Below are 16,159 nucleotides of genomic sequence, written 5' to 3'. Positions count from 1 at the left end.
AGTTCGTTGTCAATCAAAACCTGCCAGCTACCAATAGCCCGCATATTGCGAATGGATAATTTCGCATACTCAAACAGACTCTTTCATTAACGACGTGTCACGCGGCCGAACGGAAGCAGCGATAGGGAAGAGCGTTGTATCTAACGACGGCCGTCCCCTTGTCGGCATCTTTCCATCTGCACGCTCATTCTGCAACGTGCATGTGTACCAAACCCAAAACCAATGTGTGCAGCCGTTGCCGAATCCTCCCGGTTCATAGTATCCGCCGCTACCTCCTGTCGGAACATAAGTAATCGCTCCTCCGTCACCGCCATTTCCTCCTTGTCCGGGTGATGGCGCGGTTCCGCCGTGTTTCCAAAGATTGCCGTTCAGTCCGGCCGCTCCGTTCGAGCCATAACATGTTCCATATGAGCCGGCGACGCCGCGAGATCCGCCTGTTCCAGGGATGCCAAGCGAACCGGTGTAGCCTCCCGTTCCGGGGGCACCGCCATTGCCGCCAACGCTGGATGTCGATATCAGACCAGTATTGTAGGACGGTGGATAGTGGATCGTAATATCGCCGCCGTTTCCTCCGTTACCACCGTTACCGCCGTTTCCTCCGTATCCCTTGGCTCCACCGTCGCCGCCATTACCGCCATTGCCGCCGTTCCCGAGCTCGGAACAAGAACATGCGTCGCCGTTCCCGCCTTTTCCGCCATGTCCACCGTTTCCTCCTGAGCCTCCATGTCCACCATTCCCGCCATTTCCCCCGGATCCACCGTTCGCAATCAGGATAACCGGGTTCTGGTCATTTGGATTCGCATGAAAGATGATAGGATTGGCATTGCCACCGGGAGTGCCATTTCCACCGATGCTCCCATCATCTCCGTGAGCTCCATCACCGCCGTCTATACCATTTTCACCGTTTAAATTTCGAGTAAGGCATGAGCCGTTACTTCCATTCATTCCGTCGTTTCCGTTCGCGCCATTTGAGCCGTCAGTTCCATTCGGCCCATCTTGACCCGGAGCTCCACTTGTATTTTGGTCTTGTTCGATCAATCTAAGAACCTCTGAACTGGTGTAGGGGCTTCCGTCCAAATTACAGTTAGTTTCGCCGGACATTCGGCATTTCGCAAAGTGAGCCTCTCTGCGCCCCAAACCACTTGTATTGATAGTGATCTTTCCTCGCGGAGATCCGGTCTGAGTAGATTCAAGGGCGAAGAAAAATACGGCATGGGGACCGGATATCCTTATGTCGCTGCCCAAGAATCGGATCCTATTAGCTACTATCAGCACGTCCGAAGTTAGTATGGTATGTTCGGGAAATTCAACCTCATCACCAACGTAAACTCCGGCGATCTCCGCAGTATTGATCCGGCGAGACTCGGTAAATTGCGGTATCAACCCCGCCTTATCCCGAATTCGATCACGCCAATTCCGGGCAATGAGATCAAAGCCGGAGATCGGGAGAGCCGATTCTTTTAGAAGCGAATCCAGCCTTTTCGCGGTCGCGTTGATCCGGTCGATCTGACGTTGATCAGGTTTTGGACCCGTCGGAAGCTGTTGTCGCTCCTGAGAAAATAAACAGAGGCTGAACGAGGCGAACAATAGCAAACAAACCACGGAAGCAACTAAATAGTTTCGGACTTTCACATACACAGAACTGATCATCGCAAGGAGACCTCCTTTCCCTAAAATGTGTTCGATCAGAATTAGATTTGAGAATGAAGCATGAAATTTCCCGCATTATACCCCCCCAAAAAAATGTCAATAGCCCATCTAGCCATTTCCAAAGCGAATTCTAGTGGCCTTTAAAACGCTGATGAGGCAAGGATCAGATCAGTTGTATTGAGTTGCCGGAAAAACTCTCTGCGTTATCAACGCACCGATTTGGGCCGTCGGATACCGATGTCGCAAGATTCTACCTCTTTGCCATTCTGCGCTATCGTGATCAAGGGGCATTCCCGAGTTAACAATGCGACACACAAAGGCGGAAAGCGCTATTCGCGGGCTTGTTTTATTGCTGTTGATCGCAGCAAGCGGATCGATTTCGTTCGCTCAGGCGCCCGTGCGTTCGGCGGCGGTCGAACGCGGCTCGCAGACGGCGAAGGGCGGGTTTCGGAACGAGGATGAGATCCGCGACAAGTTCAATAAATGGCGTGAGGATGAGGATGCAAAGGCGTGGCTACGCACGTTGGGGCATGATCCATCCTTGATCGAGTCAGTTTATGCATTCAAGCCGCACGGCGACAAGGCTGATGTCGTCGTAACGGTCAAGTCGATCGATGGGCCTACGTTTCGCCACGGCATTTCGATCAAGCTGGTTTCGAGTCCGAACGGCTTTAATCAGATCGACAAGCGATGGCTGCGGCAATACGCGAAGATGTGGAATATACCCTCGGACGTCGTCGCGGCGATGCGGCTATTTGTCGGCGAAGACCCGCCAAACGGCAAGTCCCGGCGGCCGGAGCGTATGTTTCTGACCGAGTTGGAAAAGGAAGCCCGCGAAAACGTCGTCGCGTTTTTCACCAGTAATAAGCAGCGTATTGTCGAGGATCTGATCCGCGGCGAGGGAGCGAACAAAGCGGACTTTTTCATGGTCGCGTGGAAGCCCGGCGGCGAAAAAAGCCACATCATCGTGACGTCAGACGAAGCGGTCAGATTCTTTTCAGAAGGCCCCGTCGAGGTCACACGCAGCGGCAACCTGAAGATCGGCCGTATCACTATGCAGCGAAAAGGCGGTGACGGTGGCCGCGAATCCGCGAAAATGCTGCAGTTCAAACTAAATCCCGCACTCTTATTTTCCAGTTCCAGGTAGCATGCTGTCAGCAGTTTGCGTGCTAATCTTTTCTCAGAATGTCTGAGCAAAAGCCCAAGGCGATCTACGCTGTCTCAGGTCCGACGTGTTCGGGCAAGACGGTGCTCGGTGTGTTTTTGTGCAAGCAGATCGACGGCGAGGTCATCAATTTTGACTCCGTTCAGATATACCGCGGCATCGAGATAGCGACCGCGAAACCGAGTGAAGAAGAGAAGCAGGGAATTCCGCATCATCTGATCGATTACGTCGATCCGAACGTGAATTACACGGCCGCTGATTGGGCTCGCGATGCAGTGGAAAAGATCCGCGAGGTGGAATCGCGGGGCAAAGTGCCCGTGTTGATCGGCGGAACCGGATTTTATCTTCGTACGCTGCGGCAGCCGCTTTTTGACAGCCCGAAAACTGATGCCAAGCTGCGTGAGAGGTTCAAGAACATTCACAAACGCCGCGGCGTAGAACATCTTTATCGCATGCTCACCCGCATCGATCCCGCGGCCGCGGCCCGCATCGAACGCCGGGATCATGTTCGTGCAATTCGGGCACTTGAGTTCTATTTTCAGACCGGAAAACGCATCAGCGAGGTTCAGCCGCTACGTGCCGAGCCGCATGATTTTGCCTCACGAATACGGCTTTTTGTCCTCGATCCGCCGCGTGATGTTCTCTACGAAAGAATAAATGCACGCACAGATGCTCATTTTGCTGCGGGGCTTGTTGACGAGGTGAAACAACTGATCGCGGCCGGTATAAATGAGAGCGGCAATGCGCTGGGAGCTCACGGTTATCGCCGCGTATGTGAGTATCTTAGAGGCGAACGCGACCTCGGATCGGCCATTGAAAAGAGCAAACAGGATGTTCGAAACTATGCCAAACGCCAATTGACCTGGTTTCGCCGCGAGCCGGACGCCGTTTGGCTGCGGGGTTTCGGCGGCGATGCCGACGTCCAAAGTCAGCTCTTGAGAGAGATTCATGAGTCTGCCCAAAATTAGGAAAACTTCCCCTGCAAATATCTGAATCTTTGCTATAATCTTCGTGTTTATGAGTGAAATTGCGGCCGGTGAGGGCACTATGGAAAAACAATCGTCCCAGAACATTCAGGATGCGTTTCTAAATTCTGCACGGCGCGAACGTATTGTGGTCGCGATCCATCTCTTGCAGGGAGCCAAGGTTTCCGGCCGCATCAAGAGCTTTGACAAGTTCTCGGTGCTCTTAGACGTTTCCGGGGCCGAGGTCCTTATCTTCAAACACGCGATCTCGTCCATTTCGCTGGAAAGAGCCGCGTCCGAATAACGCATTTTGAAGGGCAAGTTCATCACATTCGAGGGCATCGACGGCAGCGGCAAAACCACGCAGTTGAGGTCGCTCGAAACGTATTTGCGTGCCTCGGGGCACGATGTCGTGACCACCTGCGAACCGGGAGGAACGCCTCTCGGACGCCGTCTGCGTGCGACATTTCTGGAATCGGACGAAACAGTATCTCCGCTTGCTGAACTGCTGCTTTTTGCCGCCGACAGGGCGCAGCATGTCGAACATCTGATCCGGCCGTCTCTCGCCGCAAGCAAGGTCGTCATCTCAGACCGTTACGCGGATGCGACCGAGGCATATCAGGGCGGCGGCCGCGGATTTGACGCGGATCTGGTCGCCGAGGTGATCGGCCTTGCCACGGGCGGACTGGAGCCGGACCTGACAGTATTTTTTGATATTCCGGTCGAAACTGCCTTTAAACGTATGGAAAACCGCCATGCTGCATCGCGAGCGAACCGGATGGACGGTGAGACGGCAGAGTTTTACACACGCGTTCGCAATGCCTACCTAGCTATTGCGGACCGCGAGCCTGAGCGTTTTCGTGTCGTCGACGCGGGACGCGGAGTAGCCGCGATCGAACACGATGTCAGGATGCTGATAGGGAATTTACTTAACTGATGTTCGAAAGGCTCATCGGAAATGCTTTTATCAAATCGGCCCTCCGGCGGCTGATCGAGGGCGGCCGAGTGCCGAATTCGATGCTTTTTACAGGCATCGACGGCATCGGCAAAAAGCAATTTGCGATCGAGCTTGCGAGGGCCTTTGTCTGCAGCGAGCCACAGGGCTTGGAACCCTGCGAGAAGTGCTCGGCATGCAAACGAGCCGGTGTTTTTGAGCTTCCAAAATCGGACGACCGCGATGCTCACAGACGCGTCATTATCAGCGAACATCTCGACATAGGCATGGTCATGCCCTATGGCCGTAATATTCTGGTCGATGCCATTCGTCACCTGGAATCAGAGGCGAATTTTCGCCCGTACGAGGGCAGAGCACGGGTCTTTATCGTTGACGATGCCGATCGTATGAACGATGCGGCGGCCAACGCCCTGCTGAAAACGCTCGAAGAGCCCGCACCTTCGACACACATCGTCTTGGTGACCTCGCGGCCTGATGCTCTGCTTCCGACGATCCTGTCGCGTTGCCAGCAGCTCCGTTTCTCTCCGGTTTCAGAGCACGATATCGAACATTATTTGACCGAGCACAAAGGATCTCACCAGCAAGATGCCAGGCTGGCGGCGAAATTCGCATTGGGCAGTATCGGGCGTGCAGTTGAACTTGACGTTAATGATCTCAAGGCACGACGTGAAAGGGTATTGGGAGTATTAGAAAACGCTGTATTTCGGGGTGATCGCGCAGCGCAATTGAAAACGTCTGAGGCCATCGCCGACGGAAAGGAAAAAGACAGTTTTGAAACGTCGCTCGATCTGCTGCAGTCTTTGATTAACGACGTATGGCATATTTCCGTCGGCGGAGAGTCGACGCATTTGAAGAATCCCGACCTCGAAGATAAGCTGGCATTGATCGCTGAGGAAACGGACAGATCTCATCTGGCAGCGTGGAATACCGAGATCGAGAACTTGCGTGAGTCGCTCGACGTAAATATTAATCGACGCATCGCGATGGACGCTCTTTTCACAAAAATGGCGGCAGGAAATTGAGGATAGATGCAGTTGGAAAATGCAGTAAGAAGTTCTCCGATCTCGCCGCGTGCAGAGAGAATGCTGGCCGCGGGCGGCGTAGCCGCAATGGCCGGAGGATGTGTCGCGGTCGCTCTGCTCGATCCTTCTGACGCCGGCGTTTTCCCCGTGTGCCCTCTTTTCACGATGACCGGCCTTGCATGTCCGGGCTGCGGACTGACCCGCGGATTTCACGCACTATTCCGGGGCGATGTAATAACTGCGGTCGATTTCAACGCGATGATACCGATCTGGAGCTTTGTGTTTGGATGGGCTTTTATTTCGCTGTTGCTGCTGGCGATCCGCGGACGCGGGCTGAAACTTCGGCTTGATACGCCTTATCTGATCGGCGGACTGCTCGTGACAATGCTTGTCTTCGGCGTGCTACGGAATATTCCGGTTTGGCCGCTAACGGTGCTCTATCCTTAGCAATAGTGCGATAGTGAAAAGGTGAACAAGAAAAAAGGGCCGCTCCGGTTGCGGCCCTTTCACACTTCCACCTTTTCACGTTTCGACTTTAGGTGATCTGGACGAGCGGCTTGTCTTCGGTGAGAGGTTTTGCAGAAGAGCCTTCCTTTCGCAGCAGCTCGACCTCTTTGACAAACTCCTCGACGATGTCCGCACCCGCAACCCGCCGCATCGGCACGCCGTCCTTGAAGATCATCCCAACATTGCGGCCAAAAGTAATGCCAAGCTGGCTATCGTGGGCCTCGCCCGGGCCATTTACGGCACAGCCCATAATGGAAAGATGCAGCGGCTCTTCGACGTGTGCGAGCCGTCGTTCGACCTCGGTAACGATCTCGACGAAGTTGTCGATATCAAGCCGCCCGCAGGTCGGGCAGGCGACGACTGTAACGCCGCGTTTGCGAAGCTCAAGCGATTTCAAAATTTCCCAGCCGACGCGGACCTCTTCATGCGGCTCGGCTGCAAGCGAAACGCGGATCGTATCGCCTATCCCTTCGTGCAGGAGCATTCCAAGCCCGATGGCCGATTTTATAGTTCCGCCAAAGGGCGTGCCAGCCTCGGTAACGCCCAGGTGAAGCGGATAATCTACCTTTTCAGACATCAGCCGATAGGCAGCGACCATGCGATTGACATCCGAGGCCTTGAGCGAGATCACGATGTCGCCAAAACCGAGGTCTTCGAGTATGCGGACATGACGCATGCCGCTTTCGACCATCGCCTCAGGTGTGGCCGTCCCGTACTTTTTCAGCAGGTCCTTCTCAAGTGAGCCTCCATTGACGCCGATACGAATGGGCACCTTCTGAGCCTCGGCGGCGCGGACCACCTGCCGGACACGATCAATGTGGCCGATATTGCCGGGATTGATGCGCAGTTTGTCTATGCCTGCTTCGAGTGCTTTGAGCGCGAGTTTATAGTGGAAATGAATGTCCGCGACAAGAGGAGCATCGGTGCGTTTGCGGATCTCTTTAAGAGCGGCCGCGGCATCGTCGTCCGGCACAGCGATACGCACTATCTCGCAGCCTGCCTCGACCATTTCTTCGATCTGCTTTAATGTGCCGTCAACGTCGGTCGTGTCCGTCTTTGTCATCGACTGGACGGCTACCGGCGCACCGCCGCCGATCTGTATGTCGCGAACCTTTACGGCTTTTGTGACTCGTTTCATTGATCTACTCTAGTTGCCCACCACTCTCCCATCACCAGCGACGGCACGCGACATCTATTTACCCAACAGCCGAGAAACGTCAAAGAAGATCACCGTGACCATCAGCAGCAGAACGATCGCAAGGCCGGTCATCTGTATGCGTTCGCGGGCGACGATAGAGAGCGTTTTGCCGAACCACGACAGCACTTTCTCGATGCCGAGAACCATAATTTGCCCGCCGTCGAGCATCGGTATCGGGAGAAGATTCATGATGCCGAGACTCAATGAAATGAGCATCAGGATCGACAGCAAGCCCATGAAGCCCGCCGAAAACACCGTGTTTACGATAACCTGAGCGATGCCGATCGGGCCGGATACCGTATCTCGGGCTGCACGCTCGCCTGTGCCTACCTGGCCGAGAGCTTTGCCCGTTAGGCGAAGCACCCGCATATTTTGATCTACTGCATAAGCTGCAGCACCGATAACGCCGACAGGTTCCCGGTTGTCCAGCAAACTTAGGTCAAAACGAATGCCGATGAGCCAGTCGTTATCTTTTTGAACCGCACGCGTTGTGAGTTCGAGCTGTTCGTTGCCGCGGGTTACGGAAAGCACTATTGGCTGGTCTTTCGCTTCGCCTACAAGCGTTTTCATTTCCTGACTGTTGCGGATCGCCTTGCCGTTTACGCTGGTGATCCAATCGCCGGGCTTTAGGCCGGATTCCGCAGCGGGCATCGATGAGTCTATCGAACCAACCACGACAGGCTCTTGACCCGCATCTGCCGACATATCGAGAAAGCCGCCGGATTGGCCGTTCTGAGTCACCCGCGTCGGAACGATGGTCAGGTCAACGCGCTGGCCGCCGCGTTCCACTGTCATCGGGACCTCTTTGTCAGGAACCAGCAAAGCATCATCTTGAACGCGGTCCCACGACGGATTTTCCATGCCGTCAAATTTTACGATGCGGTCGCCCGAAACGACGCCGGCCCTTGCGGCCGCACCGTCAGGCTTGACGTATCCGACGATCGGTGCAGGATTTGTAGGAACGCCGTACATCAGACCGAGCGTGAACGGTATCGCCAAAGCGAGCAGGATGTTCATCGCCGGCCCGCCGACCATAACGAAGAACTTTTGCCAACGCGGACGGAGTTCATACAGCTCCGATTCGGGAACCGGTTCCGAATTCGAATCTTTTGCTTCGAGCGGCCCGGCGCCTTCGTCGCCGTAGAGTTTTACGTAGGCTCCGAGCGGGATAGCGGAAACACGATAATCCGTGTGGCCGACCTTGAACCCAAAAAGACGCGGCCCGAGGCCGAAGAATGAATATGCTTCGACACGCATGCCGAAAAGGCGTGCGACCGCGAAATGCCCGAATTCGTGGATGTTTATCGCCACGCCGAGCACGAAAAGTATTGCAAGTATCGCTATTAAAATATCTGGCATTTATCTATCAGGACAATTCAATTAGACGGCCCGCCTACGCGTCCGTGTTGTACATAAAGTGTAGGTTTCGGGCTTTGTCAGAGTCAACCTAAACATGTGCAGCGGTCGTTGTTCGGACGGCGACCATGCTCTCAGCAACGCCGCGTGCCCAATTGTCGGCTTCTAAAATGGTGTCGATCTCAGACGCCGGTTTAACCTCGTGCGTCGCCATTACGCCGCCATTGATATCGGCAATATCACCAAAACCGATACGTCCATCGAGGAAACTGCGTACGGAAACCTCATTTGCGGCATTCAAGACCGCTGGCATAGTGCCGCCTTGTTTCAGCGCGTCAAAAGCGAGGCCGAGGCACGGGAATTTGTCGATGTCCGGCTCTTCAAAGGTCAATTGCGACAGTCCTGCGAGATCGAGCGGCGGCACGCAGCCCACAAGCCGATCGGGATATGTAAGAGCGTACTGGATCGGGTGCTTCATATCCGTCACACCGAGTTGAGCGATGATCGAGCCGTCATTGAGTTCCACCATCGAATGGATGACCGACTGCGGATGCACTATCACAGAGATCTGTTCGGCCGGCAGCCCGAAAAGCCAGTGAGCTTCGATCACCTCAAGGCCTTTGTTCATCAGCGTCGCAGAATCGATTGTTATCTTTTCGCCCATGTCCCAATTCGGATGATTTAGGGCTTCTTCACGTGTCGCGAGAGCGATCTCGACCTTTGACCTGGTTCGAAAAGGCCCGCCCGACGCTGTCAGGATCAGGCGTTTGACCTCAGACATCTTCTCGCCGCGGAGGCATTGGTGAATGGCGTTATGTTCGCTGTCGACGGGCAATATCTCGGCACCGCTCTTGGCGGCAGCGGCGGTCATCACTTCGCCCGCCATTACCAGCGTTTCCTTGTTTGCAAGAGCTATCCGTTTGCCGGCCTCAATAGCTCGCAGCGTTGGAATAAAGCCAACTGCTCCGACCGTCGCCGAGACGACCGTTTCGGCATCAGCGTGAGTGGCAACCGCTACCAGTCCGTTCGTGCCGGTCTCGATACGCGGTATCTCGGCTCCGTGGGCACGGAGTTGATTTGCCAATGATTCCGCACATTCCGCGTCGTCGCATGCTACGAGTTCGGGGCGGAATTTTGCCACCTGCTCCGCGAACAGCTCCATATTGCGCCCGGCGGCCATCGCTGCGACGCGAATATCGCCGAGATGTTCCGTGACAGCCAGTGTGCTTCGCCCTATTGAGCCGGTCGAGCCTAGTATGGAAATTACGCGCATACGAATGAGTAGAATAGCATTTACGCCGGGATTGTTTTATTCAGCGGATAATTACAAGTGTGAAGTGCTTACTCCTCGCTGCCGAATTCAAACGTGGCTTCCAAATGTCCCGAACGCGGAGTCCCTTCGGATTGCCTCTTTGCAAGGAATTCGTTGAACTGCGCTGAGCGGTTTCGCGGTACGCTGAGGGTCTTCCATTCTTTCGCCTTTAGATGCTTTGCCAGGAAGACGATCTGGCCGACGTGATAGGCATAATGTGTTAGCTGGCGGTTCATCGCTTCGACAACGGTGTGCGGTTCGCGGCGGATGGTGACCGTTTTACTTAGGTCATCTGCCGAAAGTGCTTCGAGCGTGTCAAAAAGCGTCTGCCAGCCTGCTTCCCAATATTGCATGAGTGATTCCCGCGTGTCCCCGATCAGCTCAAATTCCGTATCGCGATATCGGTCCGGTTTTTCGCCGTCCGTCGTCAAAAAATCACGCCAACGCGAGTGAAGATTGCCGGCGATGTGTTTAACAATGATAGCTATCGAATTTGATCCGGCGTCGATCCGTACATAGAATTCTTCGTCCGAGATCTGTTCCATGGCACGTTCGGCGAGTTTCTTGTAATTGCCGAAAGACTTAATAGCGTCTGACCTGTAGTTTTCTATGAAATTCATTGCCTCGTACTTTCAATATCCCCTTGATCCAGATGTTTTCGGGCGATCTCAAGAGCGCCGAAGATGTCCCGCGCAAAATTATTCTTATCAACCATCTCGACAAAACCGCTTTTACGCATCACTCGAAAGACCGAACGAGAGACCGCCGAAAATACAATTATACATCCGCTGGAATGTGCCTCCTTCACCAACTCTTCAAGTATGTGTATACCGCTCGCGTCGATCGTCGGAACTTGACGCATCCGAAGTATTATCACCTGCGGTTTGGTCGCGACGATTCGTATAGATTCCTTGAACTGGCTGACCGCACCAAAGAAAAGTGAGCCGTAAACCTCAAAGACCTCGACACGTTTCGGGATGTCAATCTGCGACATGTCCCGCGACCTAAATTCCTCGTCCTCTTCGAGTGTGTCTGTGATGACATCGACGTGAGCTTCGTTGGACATTTTCTGCAGAAAGAGAAAGGCTGCAAGTAAAATGCCGACCTGGATCGCCACTGTCAATTCGATGAATACCGTAAGTAGAAAAGTCGCCAAAAGAACAGCAATATCGCCACGCGGACTCTTGAGCAAATGTTTGAATTCGCGCCATTCGCTCATGTTGTACGCAACGACGATCAGAACAGCCGCAAGCGTGGCCATCGGGATCATCGCGGCCCATTTGCCGATAAGGAGTAGGACGAGAAGCAGGAAAACCGCATGAATGATGCCGGCGACCGGTGTCTGGCCGCCGCTTTTAATGTTCGTCGCTGTACGAGCGATCGCTCCTGTGGCGGGAATGCCGCCAAAGATCGCAGAGGCAATATTTCCCGCCCCCTGGCCGACGAGTTCCATGTTGGAGCGGTGGCGCGTTCCCGTCATGCCGTCAGCAACCACAGACGAGAGCAGAGATTCGAGCGCGGCGAGAATGGCGATGGTCAGCGCAGGCGTGAACAATTCCTGAAATACTGCCCAGGTCACCGTCGGCAATTGCGGCGACGGCAGGCCGGTAGGCATTCCGCCAAAACGCGTTTCGATCGTAGCAACGGGGATCTGAAAATACTGTACAGCAAACGTCACCGCGAGTATGGCGATCAGCTGTCCCGGTACGCGGTGCGTTACCTTTGGCCAGAGAATTATTATCAGCAGAGAGACCGCTCCCACGCCGAGAGTGTACGGATCAAGTGCAGAAAAATATCGAATGTACTCGATCCATTTCTCGACAAAATCGGCGGGCACCTTTTCGACGTTGAGTCCGAGAAATTCGTTGACCTGCGAGGAGAAAATTATGACCGCAATACCGGACGTAAAACCGACGATCACCGGATAGGGAACGAATTTGAGCAACGCTCCCATTCGTGCAAGCCCCATTATGATAAGCATCACTCCGGCGATCAGCGTCGCTACCACGAGGCCGTCGTAGCCATATTTCTGAACGATGCCGTAAACGATGACTACGAATGCACCTGTAGGCCCGCTGATCTGTGTGCGTGAACCGCCGAGCACCGCGATCACAAATCCTGCGACGATGGCTGTGTACAGGCCTTGTTCGGGTTTTACGCCCGAAGCGATCGCGAGAGCGATGGCGAGGGGCAACGCGACCACGCCGACCGTGAGCCCGCCCATCAGATCGCCCTGAAACTGTTTGAACGTGTAGCCCTCTTTCAGGACGGACAGCAGTTTAGGTTCGAATTGTCGATTCATTGGGTTAGGAGAGAAGTGTTGGGGCCGTCTCGCCTCTAAGGACAGAGATCTGTTCGCCCGTTGCCATGTTCTTAATGATGACCTTGCCTTCGGCGATCTCGCTTTCGCCGAGTATGCAAACGTAGGGTACCTTGATCTGGTCGGCGTATTTTATCTGCTTGCCGAATTTGTCGGGCTCGGGATAAACGGTCACGCGGAGGCCGTCGGAGCGGAGTTCAGCAGCGAGCTTTAGCGATTCGGCTATCGTTTCGTCGCTCCAGACCGTGACCATCACGTCTGCCGGCGTCGATTCGGCGATCTCAGGCGGGAACATCCCGCGTTCTTCCATTACAACGAGAATGCGTTCCAAGCCCAAGGAAAATCCGCACGCCGGGATCTGCTCCTTTCCGAACATCCCTATCAAGCCGTCATAACGCCCGCCGCCGCCCAGACTTCCTGCGAGATCAGGAACATTTATCTCGAAGATCGCACCTGTGTAGTATGAAAGGCCGCGTGCCAGCGAAGGGTCCAGTTGGACCGGACTATCGCCTGCAAACTTGAGGATCTGGCCGATCTGAGTCAGGACATCACTGCTGACTATGTTTATCAGATTGCTGAAGATCGTTTGATTGATCTCTACTCCGCCGTCAACTATAATCTGCGTCTGTTCGAAAATGTCGAGCAGCATGTTCGCAGCGGACGCAGCGATTCCTCGGTCTGCAAGCTCTTTTGAGACGCCCTCGCTGCCGATCTTATCCAGTTTGTCGATCGCTACAAGAGCATCGCCGTGCAGTGCTTCGGGAACGGCTGCCGTATCCAAAATGTCGGCTAGAATCTCTCGGTGATTCAAACGGATCGTGAAATCATCGAAACCCAGCCGTCTCAGGATCGTGGTCACCGCTGATATCTGTTCTGCCTCTACGACCATCGACGACGAGCCAATGGCATCCACATCGCACTGATAAAACTCACGAAATCGGCCGCGTGCCGGGCGGTCGGCGCGCCAGACGGGCTGTATCTGATAGCGTTTGAAGAATTTTGGGAGTTCGTTGCGGTTGTTGGCGACGACGCGGGCGAGCGGCACGGTCAAGTCGTAACGCAAGGCGAGATCGGACAGGTCAGATTCTTTCAACTCCTGTCTCCCGTTTCCTGTTTCTTGTCTCAGTTTCTCGCCGCGCTTGAGTATCTTAAAGATCAACTGATTGCCTTCGTCGCCGTACTTGCCCATCAGCGTTTCGAGGTTTTCGACCGCGGGTGTTTCGAGCGGTTCAAAGCCGTAGCTTTCGTACACTTCCTTTATTATGCCGATCACGTATTCGCGTTTTCGGACATCTGCGGGGAGAAGATCGCGCATTCCACGCGCCGGATTAGTGCTTCCCATAACGACCTATTTTAGCCACGAAATACACGAATAGCACGAATTCCGACTTTTTTATTTGTGGTATCCGTGTAATTGGTGGCAAATGATCTTTTTAAGCGTAGTGCTTTTTTAGTTCGGTGTAGTTTTGCCACGAGCGGTCGAGGAATGCGAGTTCGTCTTCGCTCAACTCACGTTTGACGCGGCCGGGCGAACCGATCACAAGCGAACGCGGCGGTATTTGCGTGCCGGGCGTCAACAAAGTTCCCGCACCGACCAGCGATTGCCGTCCCACGCGGACGCCGTCCATCAGGATCGCTCCGATGCCTATCAGGCAGCCGCTTTCAACGTGACAGCCGTGCAGTGTTACGCGATGGCCGACCGTTATCTCGTCCTCCAGAATGGTCGGATGCGTTCGCTGGCTGACGTGTATGACGCAGCCGTCCTGAATGTTCGTTCGAGCACCGATGCGTATGTAATTTACATCACCGCGAACGATCGACCCGAACCACACGCTCGCGTCCTCGCCGACCTCAACATCGCCGATGACTATCGCGTCGTCGGTGATGAATGCGGTCGGATGTATCTTCGGCATTGTGCCGTTAAAGTCCCTAATCATAACTATTTACCGAATCCCAATTTCTTTTGGAATACTCCGAAGATCTTCTCCATCTCGCTGATCCTGAGCAGCTTAGCAGCTATTACGAAAACCAAGACGGCGGCTGCGATGGGCACAAAAGCGTCAAAAATCTGCGTCAGCAGCACCTTGTGCGGGAATATGCCCTTTATCGAATGATAAACCTCAAATGCAGCGGCCGACATTATCACAGATGCAGCGGCCGTTTTAGCAAGTGACGCCAATATCTCGCCGCCGTTGATGCGTTTGATACGGCGCCGCATCAAGAAAACGAGCGCGAGGAAATTGGCTATCGAAACCAATGTCGTAGCGAGTGCAACGCCGACATGACCGTAGCCGTTCGGGCGATCAGGGGTCACGCCGACGGTCGAAAGCAGCTGCATCAGCAGAAAACTTGCGGGTACGTGAATTACAATTGACGCCAGACTGACGAGCATCGGAGTTTTGCCGTCCTCAAGCGCGAAAAAGCCCGGTGAGAGTACCTTTATAGACGCATAGCCCGCCAAACCGATAGCGTAACCGGTAAGGGCCCACGCGGTCATATCGGTGTCGAATGGCGTGAACTCGCCGCGTTGGAAAAGAAGGCTGATGATCGGTTCGCTAAGTACTATCAGCCCGCAAGCTGAGGGCACGGCAACGAGGATCACCAGCTTCACTGCATCGGAAAGCGTGTTGCGAAAGCGTACGGTATTGCCTTCAGACGCAAGCCGCGAAAGCGTGGGTATTGCTGCGGTGCCGACCGACACGCCGATAACGCCGATAGGGAACATCATCAGCCGAAACGCATAGCTGAGCCACGAAGCTCCACCGTCGATGCCCGAAGCGACGATGGTATCGACCAATACTTTTATTTGAATCGCACCTGTTCCGATTATCGCCGGAGCCATCAGACGCATCACGCGGTGCAGCCCTTCGTCGCGTAAATTGAAATTCAGCCGAAAACGAAAGCCGACCTTGTACAGCGACGGAATTTGTATCAAAAGCTGAGCGGCTCCGCCGACAAGCGTGCCGATCGCCATGCCGATGATCGCCCATTGTGCCGTATCCGCCGGAATGGAAAGTTTGTCGATCGAACGTTCCCATCCGCCGCCGCTCAGCCAATAGGCCAGAGCGAGCCCGACAACGATCGACGCAATGTTGAACGCCGTCGAAGCCGACGCCGGAATGCCGAAACGTCCTTTTGTATTGAGCACGCCCATCGCGAGAGCTGCCATCGCGACGAGCAGTATAAAAGGGAACATTATCTGCATCAGCACGGTCGCCAATGCAGCTTTCTCAGCGGGATAGTAGTGATTCGGGTCGCCGAGGTAGTTATAGGTGATGATCTTTACGAATAGCGGTGAAAGGAATATGCCCGCGATCGTGATGATGCTCATCACGACGGCGAGAACGTTGAAAACAAGACTCGCCAACCGCCACGCCTCTGCTTCGCTGCGGTTCGTTATGTAGTCCGTAAAGATCTTAACGAACGCATTTGATAGAGCACCTTCGGCAAAGAGATCGCGAAGAAGGTTAGGTACTCGAAAGCCTACAATGAAAGCGTCATACAGAAACCCTGCTCCGAAATACTTTGCAAAGATGATCTCGCGGATCAGGCCGAAAAAGCGTGAGAAAAGGATAGCTATCGACGCGATCCCGGCGAAACGCGCGACCTTCGCCCCGTCAGATGCAGGCATCTTGGTGTCGGGTGTGATCGGTAATGATGGATCTTTGTCTGCCGACATGCTTTTCGCGGCAGATTATCTCACGTTTGA

At 54.3% G+C, this 16,159-nt stretch carries 15 protein-coding genes; 6 read left to right on the top strand and 9 right to left on the bottom strand.

All coding sequences use genetic code 11. The features are described from left to right. Positions 1-69: 69 nt before the first annotated feature. Positions 70-1,650 carry a hypothetical protein gene (locus tag IPM50_05715; GenBank protein QQS34071.1) on the bottom strand — a complete coding sequence of 527 codons (1,581 nt, stop codon included), beginning with the start codon at positions 1,648-1,650 and terminating at the stop codon, positions 70-72. A 304-nt stretch (positions 1,651-1,954) separates the two neighbouring features. Between IPM50_05715 and IPM50_05710 the strand changes: the two genes are divergently transcribed. The 6 genes from IPM50_05710 to IPM50_05685 all read left to right on the top strand — a co-directional run bounded on the left by IPM50_05710 (position 1,955) and on the right by IPM50_05685 (position 6,204). Beyond that, a complete protein-coding gene (locus IPM50_05710; GenBank protein ID QQS34070.1) occupies positions 1,955-2,797 on the top strand; it encodes a type II restriction endonuclease in 843 nt (280 codons plus the stop codon). A gap of 38 nt (positions 2,798-2,835) precedes the next feature. Continuing rightward, complete coding sequence (miaA, locus tag IPM50_05705; protein QQS34069.1) at positions 2,836-3,783, top strand: tRNA (adenosine(37)-N6)-dimethylallyltransferase MiaA; 948 nt, start codon at positions 2,836-2,838, stop codon at positions 3,781-3,783. A gap of 79 nt (positions 3,784-3,862) precedes the next feature. Beyond that, entirely contained in the window at positions 3,863-4,084 is a 222-nt protein-coding gene (gene hfq / locus IPM50_05700; GenBank protein QQS34468.1) for an RNA chaperone Hfq, read from the top strand. A 6-nt stretch (positions 4,085-4,090) separates the two neighbouring features. Then, positions 4,091-4,717 carry a dTMP kinase gene (gene tmk / locus IPM50_05695; protein ID QQS34068.1) on the top strand — a complete coding sequence of 209 codons (627 nt, stop codon included), beginning with the start codon at positions 4,091-4,093 and terminating at the stop codon, positions 4,715-4,717. Next, complete coding sequence (locus IPM50_05690; GenBank protein QQS34067.1) at positions 4,717-5,757, top strand: DNA polymerase III subunit delta'; 1,041 nt, start codon at positions 4,717-4,719, stop codon at positions 5,755-5,757. The genes tmk and IPM50_05690 overlap by 1 nt, the downstream gene beginning before the upstream one ends. A gap of 6 nt (positions 5,758-5,763) precedes the next feature. Further along, a complete protein-coding gene (locus IPM50_05685) occupies positions 5,764-6,204 on the top strand; it encodes a DUF2752 domain-containing protein (protein ID QQS34066.1) in 441 nt (146 codons plus the stop codon). 88 nt (positions 6,205-6,292) lie between these two features. Here IPM50_05685 and ispG read toward each other — a convergent pair whose 3' ends face one another. The 8 genes from ispG to murJ form a co-directional block, all read right to left on the bottom strand. After that, positions 6,293-7,402 (bottom strand): flavodoxin-dependent (E)-4-hydroxy-3-methylbut-2-enyl-diphosphate synthase, encoded by a 1,110-nt coding sequence (gene ispG / locus IPM50_05680; GenBank protein ID QQS34065.1) that lies wholly within the window; start codon positions 7,400-7,402, stop codon positions 6,293-6,295. Positions 7,403-7,456: 54 nt separating this feature from the next. Next, a complete protein-coding gene (rseP, locus tag IPM50_05675) occupies positions 7,457-8,821 on the bottom strand; it encodes an RIP metalloprotease RseP (GenBank protein QQS34064.1) in 1,365 nt (454 codons plus the stop codon). A gap of 88 nt (positions 8,822-8,909) precedes the next feature. Then, the gene (locus IPM50_05670; GenBank protein QQS34063.1) at positions 8,910-10,091 is read right to left on the bottom strand and encodes a 1-deoxy-D-xylulose-5-phosphate reductoisomerase; all 1,182 of its coding nucleotides are present in this window, start codon (positions 10,089-10,091) and stop codon (positions 8,910-8,912) included. A 68-nt stretch (positions 10,092-10,159) separates the two neighbouring features. Next, positions 10,160-10,750: a DUF1572 family protein gene (locus IPM50_05665; GenBank protein ID QQS34062.1), complete on the bottom strand. Its 591-nt coding sequence runs from the start codon at positions 10,748-10,750 to the stop codon at positions 10,160-10,162. Continuing rightward, positions 10,747-12,432: a sulfate permease gene (gene sulP / locus IPM50_05660; protein QQS34061.1), complete on the bottom strand. Its 1,686-nt coding sequence runs from the start codon at positions 12,430-12,432 to the stop codon at positions 10,747-10,749. The genes IPM50_05665 and sulP overlap by 4 nt, the downstream gene beginning before the upstream one ends. Positions 12,433-12,436: 4 nt before the next feature. Then, on the bottom strand, positions 12,437-13,792 hold the full coding sequence (gene hisS, locus IPM50_05655) for a histidine--tRNA ligase (protein ID QQS34060.1): 1,356 nt from the start codon (positions 13,790-13,792) through the stop codon (positions 12,437-12,439). Between the two features lie 91 nt (positions 13,793-13,883). Continuing rightward, positions 13,884-14,393: a gamma carbonic anhydrase family protein gene (locus IPM50_05650; protein ID QQS34467.1), complete on the bottom strand. Its 510-nt coding sequence runs from the start codon at positions 14,391-14,393 to the stop codon at positions 13,884-13,886. Further along, positions 14,390-16,129, bottom strand: a complete 1,740-nt coding sequence (murJ, locus tag IPM50_05645) for a murein biosynthesis integral membrane protein MurJ (protein QQS34059.1) — start codon at positions 16,127-16,129, stop codon at positions 14,390-14,392. Before murJ ends, IPM50_05650 begins: the two co-directional genes overlap by 4 nt. Positions 16,130-16,159 lie beyond the last annotated feature (30 nt).

It is taken from the genome of Acidobacteriota bacterium (assembly GCA_016700075.1).
Taxonomy (GTDB): domain Bacteria; phylum Acidobacteriota; class Blastocatellia; order Pyrinomonadales; family Pyrinomonadaceae; genus OLB17.
The sequence above is the reverse complement of the archived record's forward strand: the minus strand, read 5'-3'. Positions and strand labels throughout refer to the sequence as shown.